Source organism: Saccharopolyspora thermophila, from assembly GCF_014646075.1.
Classification (GTDB): domain Bacteria; phylum Actinomycetota; class Actinomycetes; order Mycobacteriales; family Pseudonocardiaceae; genus Saccharopolyspora; species Saccharopolyspora thermophila.
In genome coordinates this window covers 273930-288253 of the sequence record NZ_BMMT01000001.1, presented here as the reverse complement: position 1 = coordinate 288253, position 14324 = coordinate 273930, and the positions used below count along the sequence as shown (strand labels likewise).

16 protein-coding genes are annotated in these 14324 nt (G+C 71.7%); 7 read left to right on the top strand and 9 right to left on the bottom strand.

The genetic code is table 11. The annotated features are described in order from the left end of the window. Position 1 precedes the first annotated feature (1 nt). Together glp and IEY17_RS01305 are read right to left on the bottom strand one after the other, a co-directional pair. A complete protein-coding gene (gene glp / locus IEY17_RS01310; protein WP_188984509.1) occupies positions 2-1225 on the bottom strand; it encodes a molybdotransferase-like divisome protein Glp in 1224 nt (407 codons plus the stop codon). A gap of 50 nt (positions 1226-1275) precedes the next feature. Further along, positions 1276-2178, bottom strand: a complete 903-nt coding sequence (locus tag IEY17_RS01305; RefSeq protein ID WP_188984507.1) for a UTP--glucose-1-phosphate uridylyltransferase — start codon at positions 2176-2178, stop codon at positions 1276-1278. Positions 2179-2215: 37 nt separating this feature from the next. On the opposite strand from IEY17_RS01305, the gene IEY17_RS01300 reads away from it, so the two are divergent. From IEY17_RS01300 to mscL, 4 genes are all read left to right on the top strand, one after another. Beyond that, the gene (locus IEY17_RS01300; protein WP_229679742.1) at positions 2216-2812 is read left to right on the top strand and encodes a 5-formyltetrahydrofolate cyclo-ligase; all 597 of its coding nucleotides are present in this window, start codon (positions 2216-2218) and stop codon (positions 2810-2812) included. 97 nt (positions 2813-2909) lie between these two features. Then, positions 2910-3191 carry an FmdB family zinc ribbon protein gene (locus IEY17_RS01295; protein WP_188984502.1) on the top strand — a complete coding sequence of 94 codons (282 nt, stop codon included), beginning with the start codon at positions 2910-2912 and terminating at the stop codon, positions 3189-3191. Positions 3192-3401: 210 nt separating this feature from the next. Continuing rightward, the gene (locus IEY17_RS01290) at positions 3402-4040 is read left to right on the top strand and encodes an SAF domain-containing protein (RefSeq protein WP_188984500.1); all 639 of its coding nucleotides are present in this window, start codon (positions 3402-3404) and stop codon (positions 4038-4040) included. 93 nt (positions 4041-4133) lie between these two features. Continuing rightward, the gene (gene mscL, locus IEY17_RS01285) at positions 4134-4589 is read left to right on the top strand and encodes a large conductance mechanosensitive channel protein MscL (RefSeq protein ID WP_188984498.1); all 456 of its coding nucleotides are present in this window, start codon (positions 4134-4136) and stop codon (positions 4587-4589) included. 58 nt (positions 4590-4647) lie between these two features. On the opposite strand, the gene IEY17_RS01280 is transcribed toward mscL, so the two are convergent. After that, a complete protein-coding gene (locus IEY17_RS01280) occupies positions 4648-4815 on the bottom strand; it encodes a hypothetical protein (protein ID WP_188984496.1) in 168 nt (55 codons plus the stop codon). A 147-nt stretch (positions 4816-4962) separates the two neighbouring features. Here IEY17_RS01280 and IEY17_RS01275 point away from each other — a divergent pair, with 147 nt between their 5' ends. Next, entirely contained in the window at positions 4963-5190 is a 228-nt protein-coding gene (locus tag IEY17_RS01275; RefSeq protein WP_188984494.1) for an antitoxin, read from the top strand. Between the two features lie 169 nt (positions 5191-5359). Here the strand turns inward: IEY17_RS01275 and IEY17_RS01270 are convergent, their stop codons facing one another. The 6 genes from IEY17_RS01270 to IEY17_RS01245 form a co-directional block, all read right to left on the bottom strand. Continuing rightward, positions 5360-5860: a MogA/MoaB family molybdenum cofactor biosynthesis protein gene (locus tag IEY17_RS01270; protein ID WP_188985292.1), complete on the bottom strand. Its 501-nt coding sequence runs from the start codon at positions 5858-5860 to the stop codon at positions 5360-5362. Positions 5861-6047: 187 nt separating this feature from the next. Further along, complete coding sequence (locus IEY17_RS01265) at positions 6048-7313, bottom strand: S1C family serine protease (RefSeq protein WP_229679741.1); 1266 nt, start codon at positions 7311-7313, stop codon at positions 6048-6050. Between the two features lie 101 nt (positions 7314-7414). Beyond that, positions 7415-8497, bottom strand: coding sequence for a galactose-1-phosphate uridylyltransferase (gene galT / locus IEY17_RS01260; protein WP_188984492.1), 1083 nt, complete (start codon positions 8495-8497; stop codon positions 7415-7417). Next, positions 8494-9285: a DeoR/GlpR family DNA-binding transcription regulator gene (locus IEY17_RS01255; RefSeq protein ID WP_188984490.1), complete on the bottom strand. Its 792-nt coding sequence runs from the start codon at positions 9283-9285 to the stop codon at positions 8494-8496. The genes galT and IEY17_RS01255 overlap by 4 nt, the downstream gene beginning before the upstream one ends. Before the next feature lie 165 nt (positions 9286-9450). After that, positions 9451-10881, bottom strand: coding sequence for a sensor histidine kinase (locus tag IEY17_RS01250; protein ID WP_188984488.1), 1431 nt, complete (start codon positions 10879-10881; stop codon positions 9451-9453). Continuing rightward, positions 10878-11573 carry a response regulator transcription factor gene (locus tag IEY17_RS01245; RefSeq protein WP_308423931.1) on the bottom strand — a complete coding sequence of 232 codons (696 nt, stop codon included), beginning with the start codon at positions 11571-11573 and terminating at the stop codon, positions 10878-10880. The genes IEY17_RS01250 and IEY17_RS01245 overlap by 4 nt, the downstream gene beginning before the upstream one ends. Positions 11574-11862: 289 nt before the next feature. Between IEY17_RS01245 and bluB the strand changes: the two genes are divergently transcribed. Next, entirely contained in the window at positions 11863-12543 is a 681-nt protein-coding gene (gene bluB, locus IEY17_RS01240; protein WP_188984484.1) for a 5,6-dimethylbenzimidazole synthase, read from the top strand. Positions 12544-13479: 936 nt separating this feature from the next. Then, positions 13480-14097 (top strand): GGDEF domain-containing protein, encoded by a 618-nt coding sequence (locus IEY17_RS25120; protein ID WP_229679740.1) that lies wholly within the window; start codon positions 13480-13482, stop codon positions 14095-14097. The last annotated feature ends 227 nt before the right edge of the window (positions 14098-14324 follow it).

Genomic DNA, 14324 nt, shown 5'->3' with positions numbered 1-14324 from the left:
GTCACGCGCGCTGTGACAGGAAGCGGACCTGCACGTTCTCGCCCGCGGCGATCTCGGTGATGTCCTCGTCCACCAGCACCAGACAGTTGGCGTCCGCCAGCGACGCGAGCAGGTGCGAGCCCGACGTGCCCAGCGGTTGCACCAGGTAGGTGTCGTTGTCCGGGTCCCGTAGCAGCTGTCCGCGCAGAAACCCGCGGCGGCCCTTGGTGGAGGTGATCGGCGCGAGCAGCCCCGCCGACACGGTGCGGCGGTGCGGGTTGCGCTTGCCCAGGGCGGAGCGCACCAGCGGGCGCACCAGCACCTCGAAGACCACCAGCGCGCTGACCGGGTTGCTGGGCAGCACGAACGTCGGGATGGCGTCCGGGCCCAGCAGCCCGAAGCCCTGCACCGAGCCGGGGTGCATCGCGACCCTGGTCATGTCGAGCTCGCCGAGATCGGCCAGCGCCGCGCGGATTTCCCTGCCGGCCGCGCCACCGGCCCCGCCGGCGATCACCACGATCTCCGACAGCAGCAGCCGCCCCTCGACCACCTCGCGCAACCGGCGCGGGTCGCTGCTGACGATGCCCACCCGGGTCACCTCGGCACCGGCGTCGCGGGCGGCGGCGGCCAGTGCGTAGGAGTTGACGTCGTAGACCTGGCCCTGCCCGGGCGTGCGGTCGACGTCGACCAGCTCGTCGCCCACGGAGATCACCGACACCCGCGGCCGCGGGTGCACCAGCACCTTGTCTCGACCCACCGCGGCCAGCAGGCCGACCTGCGCCGAGCCGATCGGCGAGCCGCGGCGGACCGCCACGTCACCGGGCTGCACGTCCTCGCCGGTGCGGCGGACGAACGCCGCCGACGGCACCGGCTGGTGCACCGTGACCTTCGCCGGGTGCTCGTCGGTGTACTCCAGCGGCACCACCGCGTCGGCCAACGTCGGCAACGGGGCGCCGGTCTCCACCCGCACCGCCTGGCCCGGCTGCAACCGGCGCGGCTGACGGGACCCGGCGGTGATCTCCCCGACCACCGGCAGCACGGTCGACTCGTTGACGGCCGACTGCACGTCGACGCTGCGCACCGCGTAGCCGTCCACCGCGGCCTGGTCGAACCCGGGCAGCGCCTGCTCGGCGACGACCTCCTCGGCGCACAACAAGCCCTGTGCCTCCGAGATCGCCACCCGGACCGGCGCGGGCCGGACGGCCGCCCTGAGTACGCGCGCCAGCTGCTCGTCCACTGACCTCATGGCTGTCGACCTCTTCCACGCGTGCGCGAGCTGCGGCCGACGCGCGGCTGTCAGCTCCTGCTCATCCGCTCGGCGAGCCAGTCCCGCAGGTCCGGCCCGTACTCGGGATCCTCCAGCGCGAAGTCCACCGCAGCTTTGAGGAAACCGCCAGGATTTCCCAAATCGTGTCGCCCACCGCGATGGACCACGACGTGCACCGGGTGTCCTTCGGAGATCAGCAACGCTACGGCATCGGTGAGCTGGAGTTCACCCCCGGCACCGGGCTCGATGCGGCGCAGCGCGTCGAAGACGGCGCGGTCCAGCAGATAGCGGCCGACCGCGGCGAAGGTGGACGGGGCCTCGTCCGGGGAGGGCTTCTCAACCATGCCACGGACCCGCTTGACGTCGTCGGCATCGGTGTCGGTGACGTCGAAAACGCCGTAGGCGGAGATCTGCTCGCGCGGCACGTCAAAGGCGCACAGCACGCTGCCGCCGTGCTGGGCGCGCACCTCGGCCATCCTGGTCAGCACTCCGCGCGGCAGCACCAGGTCGTCGGGCAGCAGGACGGCGACGGCGTCGTCGGCGTCGGTCAGGTTGCCCTCGGCGCAGCCGACGGCGTGGCCGAGTCCCAGCGCCTTTTCCTGGATGGCGGTCTCGGCGGCGATCAGCGCCGGTCCGCGGCGCACCTTCTCCAGCAGGGCGTCCTTGCCGCGCTCGGCGAGGGTGCGCTCCAGTTCGGGTTGGGGCTGGAAGTAGTCGGTGACCGCCTGCTTCTCCGGTGAGGTCACGATGATCAGGCGTTGCGCGCCGGCCTCGGCCGCCTCGGCAGCCACCAGTTCGATCCCGGGGGTGTCCACGACCGGGAGCAACTCCTTGGGCACCGCTTTCGTCGTCGGCAGGAACCGGGTTCCCAGGCCGGCGGCGGGCACGATGGCGGTCCGGAACGCTGTGGACGTGCTCGTCGGGCTGCTCATGTTCCCGGAGCCTATCGGGCAAACCTACAGTGAAGCCGTGAGCTGGCTGGAGGATTCCCGTACGACGAAGTCCGAGTGGCGCCGCGAGCTGCTGCGACGGCGGCAGGATGTGGACGAAACCACCCGGACGGCCGAGGACCGGGCGCTGCGCGAGGCGGTGCTGCGGTGGCTCGACTCCCGGGGCGCGCGGACGGTGACCGCCTACGTGCCGGTCGGCGGCGAGCCGGCGTCGCCGGAGCTGCTGGACGCGTTGCTGGCCGCGGGGCTACGGGTGCTGCTGCCGGTGGTGGCCAAGGGCCGTCCGCTGGACTGGTCGGACTACACCGGGCCCGACTCGCTGCGACCTGCGACGTTCGGCCTGCTGGAACCGGCCGGGCCGCGGCTGGGGGCGGAGGCGATCGGGAAGGCCGACGCACTGCTGGTGCCCGCGCTGGCCGTCGACCACCGGGGGGTCCGGTTGGGGCGCGGGGCCGGGCACTACGACCGGTCGCTGCCGCTGGCCGCGCCCGGGGCGCCGATGGTGGGCGTGGTCCGGGACCACGAGTTCGTCGAGGAGCTGCCCGGTGAGCCGCACGACGTGCGGATGACCGATGTGGTGACACCCGGGCGCGGGGTCGTGTCGCTACCCATGTGACCCAGCAGTGTTTGCGCTGGACACTCGATCTGACGCATTATCGTGTTAGCACTCTTGCAGTTCGAGTGCCAAGACGAGACGTCGGAGGTTCACGGCCGTGCCCACATACCAGTACGCCTGCACCGAGTGCGATCACCGCTTCGAGGCGGTGCAGTCGTTCAGCGAGGACTCGCTCACCGAGTGCCCGAAGTGCACCGGCCGTCTCCGCAAGCTGTTCAACGCCGTGGGCATCGTGTTCAAGGGCAGCGGTTTCTACCGCACCGACAGCCGGTCGTCCAACTCCTCGTCGAGCGCGACCAGCAGCTCTTCGTCGAGCAGCTCCTCGAGCAGCTCCGACTCGTCGAGCAGCAGCTCGACCGCCGCGGCCGCCGCTTCCTGACGCCGCAGGACCTTCGCCGACCGCCCCGAGCGCGGTCGGCGGCTCGTGTGTGCGGACCGTGATCGCGGACGGTTGCCGCATCCCGGCCGGGTGACGCGGAGTTATCCACAGCGGGCCCGTTTGTCCACAGATTTCCGCTGGTCCCTCGCGCTGCCGCCGAACGCTCCCTAACTTCGGTCGCGTCCTGATCTTGCGACGAGGGAGCCCGACATGGCACCGGACCGACTCGACCCGACGCTGCGCGACCGCATCAGCGCGCTGCTGGCCACCCGGCGCGGTGTCCGGCTGCTCGCCCTGCGCCGGGCGACCGCGCTGGCGCTGCTGGTGTTGGCCGCCGGACTGGCGGTACAACCCCGCCACGGCCCGCCGGAGTCGAGCGTCCTGGTCGCCGCCCGCGATCTGCGACCCGGCCAGCAGCTGTCCGGCGCGGACGTCGAGCTGCGCGCCGTTCCCCGGCACCTCGTGCCCGACGGCGTCCTGCGGGCCGCAGCCGCCGCGGACGGCCGTGTGCTCACCCAGGCCGTGCGCCGTGGCGAACCGCTGACCGACGTGCGGTTCGCCGGCTCGGCCGTTCCCTCCCGCGCGGGTTCGGCGGCCACGCCGATCCGGCTGGCCGATCCGGACGTCGCAGACTTCCTGGCCCCGGGGCGGCGGGTGGACATCATCACGAAGATCACACGATCAGGTCATAGTTCGGTGCTGGCCGAGGCCGTTCCGGTGCTCGCCGTCCAGCCCGCCGACAACCACGGCGACCAGGGCAGACTCATCTTCGTCGGGCTCCCCGGGGAGCAGGCCGCCGCAGTCGCCGCAGCATCATTAGACCAATCGGTCACCATTACGCTCCGCTGAGTGCTCCCGGCACGCCGGTCCCCCCGTCGATTCGGCACGTCATCCATCCGGGAGCGATCCGAGCCTTCGGCGACATCGAGAGGAGCTGTCAGCGTGCTCAAGGGCTTCAAGGACTTCCTGATGCGCGGCAACGTGATCGACCTGGCGGTCGCGGTGGTGGTGGGCAGCGCGTTCACCGCGCTGGTCACCTCGTTCACCACGAGCATCATCAAACCGATCATCGCCGCGACCGGGGGTGCGAACGTCACCGGCCTGAGCATCCAGCTGCGCGCGGGAAACGAGGCGTCCATCATCGACTTCGCCGCGGTGATCAACGCCGTGATCACCTTCTTCATCACGGCCGCGGTCGTGTACTTCCTGTTCGTGCTGCCGATGAAGAAGATCCAGGAGCGCCGCAAGAAGGGCAAGGAGCAGGGCCAGGCAGAGCCGACGGACGTCGAGCTGCTGCTGGAGATCCGCGACCTCCTGCGCCGCGAGCAGGGCCTGCCGCCGATCAAGGGCCTGGCCACCGACAACGACAAGGTCAGCGCCAACGGCCAGCGGAAGTAACGCCCGGGTCGGGCGCTGCCGCCGCGGTGGCAGCGCTCCACACCGCGTTTGGGCCGGATCAGCGCGGATCGTGGTGCGGGGGCCGGTTCTCCCGATACCAGCGCTCGGCGTCCCCGCCGGGCTCCGCGCGGTCGTCGGAGGTGGTGTCCGGCAGGACGTCGCCGAAGATCTCGGCCAGCTTGCGCCGCCGCTCCCACTCGGCGCGCTTCCGATCGTGCTGGGTCACGCCCCCATCGTCCCCCACCCGCCTTGAGTTCTCCCGCACCGCACCGCCGGAGCTGTGACCTCGGTACAGTTGTGTTGTCGCAGGTCAGGTCCGCGGGAGCGGCGCCAGGCGTTGCTCACCGGGTGTCGAATCCACCGGAGGCAACAGATGGGTTTCCTGGACAAGGCCAAGGAACTGGCGCAGCAAGCCAGAGGTAAGGCCGAAGAACTGGCCGAGAAGGCGGGGCCGAGCGCGGTCAAGGGCATCGACGCGGCCAAGGACCGCCTGGACAAGGCCACGGGCGGCAAGTACCACGACAAGATCGAGACCGTGAGCCACAAGGTCGAAGGTCTGATCAAGAAGGACGGCCCCGCCGAGGGCCCGAAGAACCCGTGAACACCGGCGGCGACTCCACGCACGCCGCCGCCGGTCACCATCACGCCGCGTCGACGGCGGACAACCACCGCATGATCCGACCGCGGTAGTCGCCCACCGCCGTGCCGGGCGGCACCGACGAAAAACCGGCGGCTCCGCGTGGGAAGCCGCCGGTGTTCAGCCCTTCTCGTCAGGTGGTTTCGAGGCCGGAGAGCTGTTCGATCACGTGGGCCACCAGGGGGGTCAGGGTGGCCATGCCGTCCCGGACCGCCGCCCGCGAACCCGCCAGGTTCACCACCAGGGTGCTGCCGGACACGCCGACCAGACCCCGGGAGACACCCGCGTCGACCGCCCCGGCCGCCAGGCCGGAGGCGCGCAGGGCCTCCGCGATACCCGGGATCGGGCGGTCCAGCACACCGGCCGTCGCGTCCGGCGTCACGTCGCGCGGGGACACGCCCGTGCCACCCACGGTGATCACCACGTCGACGCCGCCGATCACCGCGGTGTTCAGCGCGTTGCGGATGTCCACCGTCTCTCCGGCCACCGCCACGGTGCCGTCGACGATGAAACCGGCTTCCTCCAGCAATTCGGTCACCAGCGGACCGATGTTGTCGTCCTGCTCGCCCTGGGCGATCCGGTCGTCCACCACGACCACCAGGGCCCGCCCCAACCGCTGCGCGCTGCGTTCCATGCCGGTAACCGTAGTGCCCAGGGGTTCGTCGGTCAGGGCCAGCGAGCCGGTGAGATCGACCAATCGCCGCGCCCGGTGCGGGACGACGGCACCTGCCTTGTCGGACATGTTCCTCCCAGTTCTGCATCGCACCCGACCGGTGCGGTCGGCGCGGAACACGGCCGAGGTGCTCGGCCGTGCGCTCGGGTCACCCCTTCTGCCCGGTCAGGGTGACGTCCACGGTGCGGTCTCCTCCCGTACCGGAGATGGTCACGCGGATTCGGTCGCCGGGGGCGTGCGAGCGCACCGCCGCCACCAGCGCGTCCGGCTCCAGGATGGCCCGGTCGTCGATCTTGGTGATCAGCTCGCCGGAGCGGATCCCGGCCTGCTCGGCCGGGCCGCCGGGCACCACATCGCGGACCAGCGCGCCCGGCTGCGGCCCGTTGGTGATCATGACGCCCAGCGTGGTCTGGGTCGCGGAGCCGGTGTCCTTGAGCTCGGTGGCGATGCGCGACGCCTGGTCGATCGGGATGGCGAAGCCGAGGCCCACCGAACCGGCCTGCTCCAGGCCGCTGCCGGGGCTGTAGATCGCGGAGTTGATGCCGACCACGCGGCCGTCCATGTCCACCAGCGGGCCACCGGAGTTGCCCGGGTTGATCGCGGCATCGGTCTGCAGCGCGTTGAGCACGGTGTCCTGGCTGCCGGACTCGCCACCGGCCCGCACCGGGCGGTCCTTGGCGCTGATGATGCCGCTGGTCACGGTACCGGACAGGCCGAACGGCGACCCGATGGCCACCACCGGCGCGCCGACCGGCAGGTCGTCGCTGCGGCCCAGCTCGGCCGGGGTCAGCCCGGTGATGTCGGCCTTGACCACCGCCAGGTCGGATTTCGGGTCGGTCCCGACGACCTGCACCGGCGCGGTGCGGTTGTCGTGGAACAGCGCGGTGATCCGACCGCGGCGCCCGCCCTCGACGACGTGGTTGTTGGTGAGGATGTAGCCGTCCTGACTGATCACGATGCCGGAGCCCTCGCCGCCGCCGCGGGTGGAGAGCACCTGCAGCTGGACGACGCTGGGCAGCACCTTCTCGGCGACCTGCTGCACCGAGCCCTGCGGCGCGGTGCTGGTGCTGCGCGCGGGGCGGGACTGGTCGAGTGAGGTGATCGAGTTGTCGCCACCGCCGAGCCGGTACCCGACGAAACCACCGATCCCGCCGCCGACGAGCGCGGCGACCAGCGCGACGACCGCCATCCCAGCCACCAGACCGCCGCGCCTGGCACGCGGCTGCGACACCATCGCGGCCTGGGACGGCCAGGGCTGCACGTGCGGGAACTGCTGGGTCGCGTACGGCTGCTGGTAGGGCTGCTGAGGCGGCACCCCGGCCGATGGCGTGTCGCCTGCGCCCGCGGCGGAACCGTCCGCCCACTTCGGTTCTTCCGGCTGGTTGCCGGATGCTCCCGGGGTGTGATCGGTCATGGCTCCACTCTGCGCCAGCCAGCTGAGAAGTGCCTGAGATCCGGCTGTGCGACCCCCGCTGCCCGGGACCGGCGTGGCACGAATCACCGCGGAATGCGCGGTCAGCCCTGGGCAGCGAGTCGAGCGGCCAGCTGCTCCGGGGTGACGTCGTTGATCCACACCGCCATGCCGGATTCCGATCCCGCCAGGTACTTCAGCTTGTCCGCCGAGCGCAGCACCGAGAACACCTCCAGGTGCAGCCAGGACAACTCCCTGCCGGTGCGCACCGGCGCCTGGTGCCAGGCGGCGATGTAGGGCAGCGGTCGGTCGTACAGCCCGTCCAGCCGGCGCAGGACGTCGAGGTAGGTCACCGCGAGGTCGTCGCGTTCGGCGTCGGTGAGCGCCACGATGTCCGGGACCTGCCGGTGCGGCACGACGTGCACCTCGACCGGCCACCGCGCGGCGGCGGGCACGTAGGCGGTCCAGTGCTCGGACTCGACGATCACGCGTGTGCCGGCGGCGCGTTCGGCGGCCAGCACGTCCCCCTGCACGTGCCGCCCATGCTGAGCCAGGTACTTCTCCGCGACCTGCAGCATCTTCTCGGTCCGCGGCGTGACGAACGGGTAGCCGTAGATCTGGCCGTGCGGGTGGTGCAGGGTCACGCCGATCTCCTCGCCGCGGTTCTCGAAGCAGAAAACCTGCTCCACCCCGGGCGTTTCGGCGAGCCCGGCCGTCCGGTCCGCCCACACGTCCACCACGGTCCGCACCCGGGCCGGGCTGAGCTGGCCGAACGAGGAGTTGTGGTCGGAGGTGAAGCAGACCACCTCGCAGCGCCCGGCGGCCGGCGCTGCGGGCACCATCGGCATGCCCTCCACTGTGGACTCCTGGCCGGGGATGCCCTGGGCGAACGACGGGAACTGGTTCTCGAACACCACCACGTCATAGTCGGCTTCCGGGATCTCGGTGGGCCGCCCCGGACCGCTCGGGCACAGCGGGCACAGCTCCGCCGGGGGCTTGTAGGTGCGCGTCTGCCGGTGCGCGGCGATCGCCACCCACTCGCCGGTGAGCGGGTCGCGCCGCATCTCCGAGGCGGGCGCCTGCGGCGGCAGGTCCCGGGTGTCCTCGGCGTCCCGAACCGTCGCCGGGTCCGTGTCGAAGTAGATGATCTCCCGGCCGTCGGCCAGGCGCCGCACCGTCCGCTTCACCGCTCCTCCCGAGTGTCCTGCCGGTCGGCCAGCAGCAGTTCGACGTGCTCGGACAGCACCTGCCGCGCCTCCTCCGGCAGCCCGTCGTCGCTGATCACCAGGTCCACCTCGGAGAAGTCGACGATCGTGGAAAGCCCGACGGTCGACCACTTGGAGCTGTCGGCCACCACGACCAGCCGCCCGGCCGCCTGGGCCAGGGCCCGGTTGGTCTCGCTCTCGCTCAGGTTCGGGGTGGTGAACCCGGCCCGCGGCGCCATCCCGTGCACGCCGAGGAACACCAGGTCCAGGTGCAGCGAGCGCAGCGACTGCACCGCGACCGGGCCGACCAGCGCGTCCGACGGGGTGCGCACGCCGCCGGTGAGCACCACCGTCCGGTCGGTGCGACCGCGCTGCTGCAGCGCGTCGGCGACACGGACCGAGTTGGTCACCACCGTGAGGTCGGCGACATCGTCGAGGTGGCGGGCCAGGGTCCACGTGGTGGTGCCCGCGGACAGCCCGATCGCGGTGCCCGGCCGGACCTGCTGGGCGGCCAGCCGCGCGATGGCCTCCTTCTCGGCGAGCTGACGCACCGACTTCGCCTCGAAACCGGGCTCGTCGGTACTGCGGCCCATCGTCGAGGTGGCCCCGCCGTAGACCTTCTCGACCAGGCCGCGCCGGGCCAGCGCGTCGAGGTCGCGGCGGATGGTCATGTCCGACACGCCCAGCCGCAGTACCAGGTCACCGACCTGGACCGCGCCCGTGCGGCGCACCTCGTCGAGGATCACTTCCTGGCGTTGCCGTGCGAGCACGCTGCCCCCTCAAGCCGTCCGGCCGTCCCGGGCGGACCACGGTTCCCGTGAACACCGTGGTCCCCGATGTCATCGGCCCAGCATCAAGTCAACAGAAAGCAACAATACCGCACCAACCGACGAGCAAAAACCGCACTACTGACGCGAACACACCGCAGAAGCTGTTCATTGCTGTTCGATGTCCGGCCTGTGACCGGGCAGCGACATCCGCAGCAGCGCACCGCCCTCCGGGGCCTCGCCCGCCCACACCGAGCCGCCGTGCCGCTCGGCGACCTGCTTGACGATCGACAGGCCCAGCCCCGAACCCGGCAGGGTCCGCGCGTCCGAGGACCGGTAGAACCGCTCGAACACGTAGGGCCGGTCCGCGGGGGCGATGCCGGGCCCGCTGTCGGCCACCTCCAGCACGGCGTGCCCGGTGCGCGGGTCGGGATGCAGCTCCAGCCGCACCCGGCCACCGTCCGGGCTCCATTTCGCCGCGTTGTCCAGCAGGTTCAGCACCGCGCGCTCCAGGGCGGTGGCGTCGCCCATCATCACCCACGGGTGCAGGCGGACATCGAACTCGATGCCCGAGGCCCGCCGCCGGGCCCGGCTCAGCGCCCGCTCCACCACGTCGACGAGGTCGACCGGCTCGTGCACCGCCTGCGGGGCATCCTCCCTGGCCAGCTCCACCAGGTCGCCGACCAGCGCGGACAGCTCGGTGATCTGGGCCTGGACATCGGCGAACATCTCCTCGCGGTCCTGTTCGGACAACTTCGGGGCGTCCGGCCGGGACGAGGCCATCAGCAGTTCCAGGTTGGTGCGCAGCGACGTCAGCGGGGTGCGCAGCTCGTGCCCGGCGTCGGCCACCAGCCGCCGCTGCCGCTCCTGCGACTCGGCCAGCGCGCTGAGCATGCCGTTGAAGCTGGCGGTCAACCGGGCCAGCTCGTCGTCGCCGCCGACCGGGATCGGCCGTAGGTCACCGGTGAGCGCGACTCGCTCGGTGGCGGCGGTGAGCCGCTGCACCGGCCGCAGCCCGGCCCGCGCCACCGCGGTCCCGGCAGCCGCGGCGAGCAGGATGCCCGCCCCGCCCATCACCACCAGAACCACGCTGAGCTGCGCCAACGTGCGCTGGGTGGGGTGCAGCGAGGTGGACATCACCAGCGCGGTGTTCGGACCGGCCGGCACCGCGACCACCCGGCTGTTGGTGGCCTGGTCGGTGCGCAGTGACCGCACCGATTCCCCGCGCGCCACCGCGAGCTCGGCGTAGCTCAGCGGCGGGCGCTGCCCGCCGGGGCCCACCTCGGTGCCGTCCGCGGACAGCATGCTGATCCTGAAGTTCGAGGCGTTGAAGAACGCCACCGGCACCTGCTGCAGGTCCGCGGTGCGCACCAGCGGACCACCGGCAGCCTCGACGGCGCGTTCGGTGAGGTTGTCGTCGAGCTGCTGATACAGGCTGTCGTGCACGGTGATGAACGCCGCGACGGACACGAGCGCGACGGCCCCCGCCACGCAGATGGCGGCCAGCCAGGTGACGCGGTTGCGCAGCGACACGCGCTGCAACCGCCCTCGTGGCGGGGTTCTGTGCAGATCGGGAGATGGTGGAGCGGGAACTGTCACGGCGGTGTCTCGCGGAGGACGTAGCCGACGCCGCGGACGGTGTGGATCAACCGCGACTCGCCCTCGGCCTCGGTCTTTCGGCGCAGGTATCCGATGTAGACCTCGAGTGCGTTGCCCGAGGTCGGGAAGTCGTAGCCCCACACGTCCTCGAGCAGGCGGCTGCGGGTGAGCACCTGCTTGGGGTGGGACATGAGCAGTTCCAGCAGGGCGAACTCGGTGCGGGTGAGGCTGATCGGCCGCTCGCCGCGGCGGACCTCGCGGGTGCCCGGGTCGAGCTCCAGGTCGGCGAAGCACAGCGCGGCGGGGGCCGCGTCCGGCCCCCCGGCCGGCGGGCTGGCCCGGCGCAACAGCGCGCGCAGCCGCGCGAGCAGCTCCTCCAGAGCGAACGGTTTCGGCAGGTAGTCGTCGGCACCGGCGTCCAGCCCGGCGACCCGGTCGGAGACGGCGTCGCGCGCGGTGAGCACCAGGATCGGCAGGTCGTCACCGGCGCTGCGCAGCCGCCGGGCGACCTCCAGGCCGTCCAGCCGGGGCATCATCACGTCGAGCACCATGGCGTCCGGGCGGTTGCCGGCCAGGAAATCCAGTGCCTGTTGACCGTCCGCGGCGAGTTCCACCTGGTACCCGTTGAACTGCAAGGACCTCCGCAGCGACTCCCGCACGGCACGATCGTCGTCGACGACGAGGATGCGCATGTGCACAGTCTTACTCGCGGCCCTGAGAAGCGGCTGAGAACCCGCCCTCCGCAGCGGGGCCGCGTGACATCCGTCTCCGCCCCGGGTGGGATGACCGGCACACCTGGTCACGCCGAGTGACGCCGTGCGCCGGTTCCGGTCACCGGCGGTGGGAGCGCCGGATCAGGGCGCACGACACGCGCTCCCGGGACGCCTACCGATCCGTGGGTGTTTTTTCCGTTTCCTGACGGGAAAGCACTTCCGAGCCCCGTTCCCGCCGGACCGGGTCGGCACGGCAGGATGGACTGCGATGACGATCGCCGGACGAGCACAACAGTTGACCGACACCGCCCCCGCCGCCGACCTCTACGAGGTGATCAACCGCCGGCGCGACGTACGCAGCGAGTTCACCGGCGCGCCGATCCCCGAACCGGTGCTGCGCCGCGTGCTGACCGCCGCGCACAGCGCCCCGAGCGTCGGCCTGTCCCAACCGTGGGACTTCATCCTGGTCCGCGACGAGAACACCCGCCGCGCGTTCCGCGAGCACGTGCTCGCCGAGCGCAGCGTGTTCGCCGCCCAGCTCGACGGGGAACGCGCCGAGACGTTCGCCCGGATCAAGGTCGAGGGCATCGTGGAGTCCTCGCTGGGCATCGCCGTCACCTACGACCGCGACCGCGGTGCGCCCCAGGTCCTGGGCCGCCATGCCATCGCTGACGCCGGCCTGTACTCGGTGTGCCTGGCCATCCAGAACCTGTGGCTGGCCGCCACCGCGGAGGGCCTGGGCGTGGGCTGGGTCAGCTTCTACCGCGAGGAGTTCCTGCGCCGACTGCTGGGCATCCCCACGGGGGTGCGTCCGGTGGCGTGGCTGTGCGTGGGGCCGGTGCGGGACCTGGCCGACACCCCTGATCTGGAGCGGCACGGATGGCGGCGGCGGCTCCCGCTCGACGACGTCCTGCACTACGACAAGTACGGCCATGGTCGCAACCGGTAGCCTGTAGTCCCACGAGACCGCTCCGGCACGCGGTTCCACCACGAGGCTCCGGCGAGGACGCGGTGCAGGATGATCCGCTGATGGTCGGCCACATCCCGGCCGAGGACCGCCAGGTGCGATTACTCCTGGACTCAGGCCGCTTCGTGGCGGCTGGCGAGGCGTTCGACGAGCTGGTCGCGGCCGGTTCCAACCACGTCGACGCGGAGTGGAACCGGGCGACGGTGCTGGTGCACCGGGCGTCCCTGGCGTGGCGGCTGGAACGCATCCCGCTGGCTCTGAAACTGCTCGCCGAGGGCTGGACCGAGCTGGACGTGGACCGCCCCGTGGGCTCGGCGGCCGCGCACACCATCAGCATGCTCGGCTACCTGCTGGAGACGATCGGCCACCGCGGCCCGGCGCTGGAGCTGATGGCCCTGGCGGTGCAGATCGCCCGCGACGCCGACGACCCGGGAGCCCTCGCGCACTGCCTCTGCCGGGAGGGCAACACGCGGGTGTTTCGCGCCGTGACGCGCCCGGCGGTGGCCAGCGCGGAGCAGTTCGCGAAGGCCCGCGACCTGTTCGACGAGTCGCAGTCGCTGGCCCGGCCGGGGCAGGTGAAGCGCTCGGCGCTGGCGGGCTACGCGCGGGCGCTCGCCGGTCTCGGCGAATGGGAGACCGCCGAGCAGGCGGCCAAGGAGGCGCTGGCGCTCGGGCGGGCCGCCGACGACTGGTTCACGTCATCGGTGGCGAACTGGGTCCTGGCGGTGGTGCGCCGCAGCCAGGGCCACCTGGAGGAGGCCCGCACCTACGCCAGCCGCGCCCTGGACGCCGCGGAGACGATTCGCGACACCATGTTGATGATGCAGTTCTCGCGCGATCTGCGAAGCCCTGTGCGACCCGGTCGGCGAAGCGGCGGCGCTGCGCCGCACGGTCGCGGCCAGCCGCACCGCGGTCGACGTGCTGCAGGAGGGCCTGGGCCAGGCCCTGGAGCAGCGCCGGGTGGCGGTGCAGGCCCAGCGCATGGCACTCGCGGCGCGCGAAGCGGCGCTGCGCGACCCGCTTACCGGGCTCACCAACCGCCTCGGCCTGGAGCGCCGCGCACCGGTGCTGCTGGAACACACCGCCGCGCTCGGCCGTATCCCGTGGCTCGTGCTGATCGACGTGGACTGGTTCAAGGACGTCAACGACATGGCGGGGCACACCGCCGGCGACGTCGTGCTGCAGGAGGTGGCGCACCTGCTCCGCCGCGAGTGCCGCGCCGACGACCTGATCTGCCGGTGGGCGGGCGACGAGTTCGTGGTCCTGCTGGTGGACGGCAGCGAGGAGTCCCGCGACGCGGGCCCGGTGGTCGCCGAACGCATCCGCGCGGCGGTACACAGCCACGACTGGCGGCTGGTGCTGGGCCAGATCACCAAGGAGCCGACGGTCAGCATCGGTGTCGCGGCGGGCCCGGCGAACCTGGAGCACCTGTTCGCGGCAGCCGACATCGCCCTGTACCGGGCGAAGCGAGCGGGCCGCAACAGGGTGGAGATCGACCGCAGCCGACCAGCGGCGGAGAGCCCGACCACGGGATGACCCTCGGTAAGATCGCACGACATGCCCACCGAACTGCGAAGGAAGTCGGCCCATGAGCCACCGCAGTGCGGTAAGATCAACAATTCAGGACGAGAGCCGGACGAGAGCCGGACGAGAGCCGGACGAGAGCCGGACGAGAGCCGGACGAGAGCCGGACGAGAGCCGGACGAGAGCCGGACGAGAGCCGGACGAGAGCCGGACGAGAGCCGGACGAGAGCCGGACGAGA

Excerpts from the sequence above, each read along its gene's own strand:
- glp (WP_188984509.1), bottom strand. The coding sequence starts at position 1,225 with ATGAGGTCAGTGGACGAGCAGCTGGCGCGCGTACTCAGGGCGGCCGTC.
- IEY17_RS01305 (WP_188984507.1), bottom strand. The coding sequence starts at position 2,178 with ATGAGCAGCCCGACGAGCACGTCCACAGCGTTCCGGACCGCCATCGTG.
- IEY17_RS01290 (WP_188984500.1), top strand. The coding sequence starts at position 3,402 with ATGGCACCGGACCGACTCGACCCGACGCTGCGCGACCGCATCAGCGCG.
- IEY17_RS01275 (WP_188984494.1), top strand. The coding sequence starts at position 4,963 with ATGGGTTTCCTGGACAAGGCCAAGGAACTGGCGCAGCAAGCCAGAGGT.
- IEY17_RS01270 (WP_188985292.1), bottom strand. The coding sequence starts at position 5,860 with ATGGAACGCAGCGCGCAGCGGTTGGGGCGGGCCCTGGTGGTCGTGGTG.
- IEY17_RS01265 (WP_229679741.1), bottom strand. The coding sequence starts at position 7,313 with ATGACCGATCACACCCCGGGAGCATCCGGCAACCAGCCGGAAGAACCG.
- IEY17_RS01245 (WP_308423931.1), bottom strand. The coding sequence starts at position 11,573 with ATGCGCATCCTCGTCGTCGACGACGATCGTGCCGTGCGGGAGTCGCTG.
- bluB (WP_188984484.1), top strand. The coding sequence starts at position 11,863 with ATGACGATCGCCGGACGAGCACAACAGTTGACCGACACCGCCCCCGCC.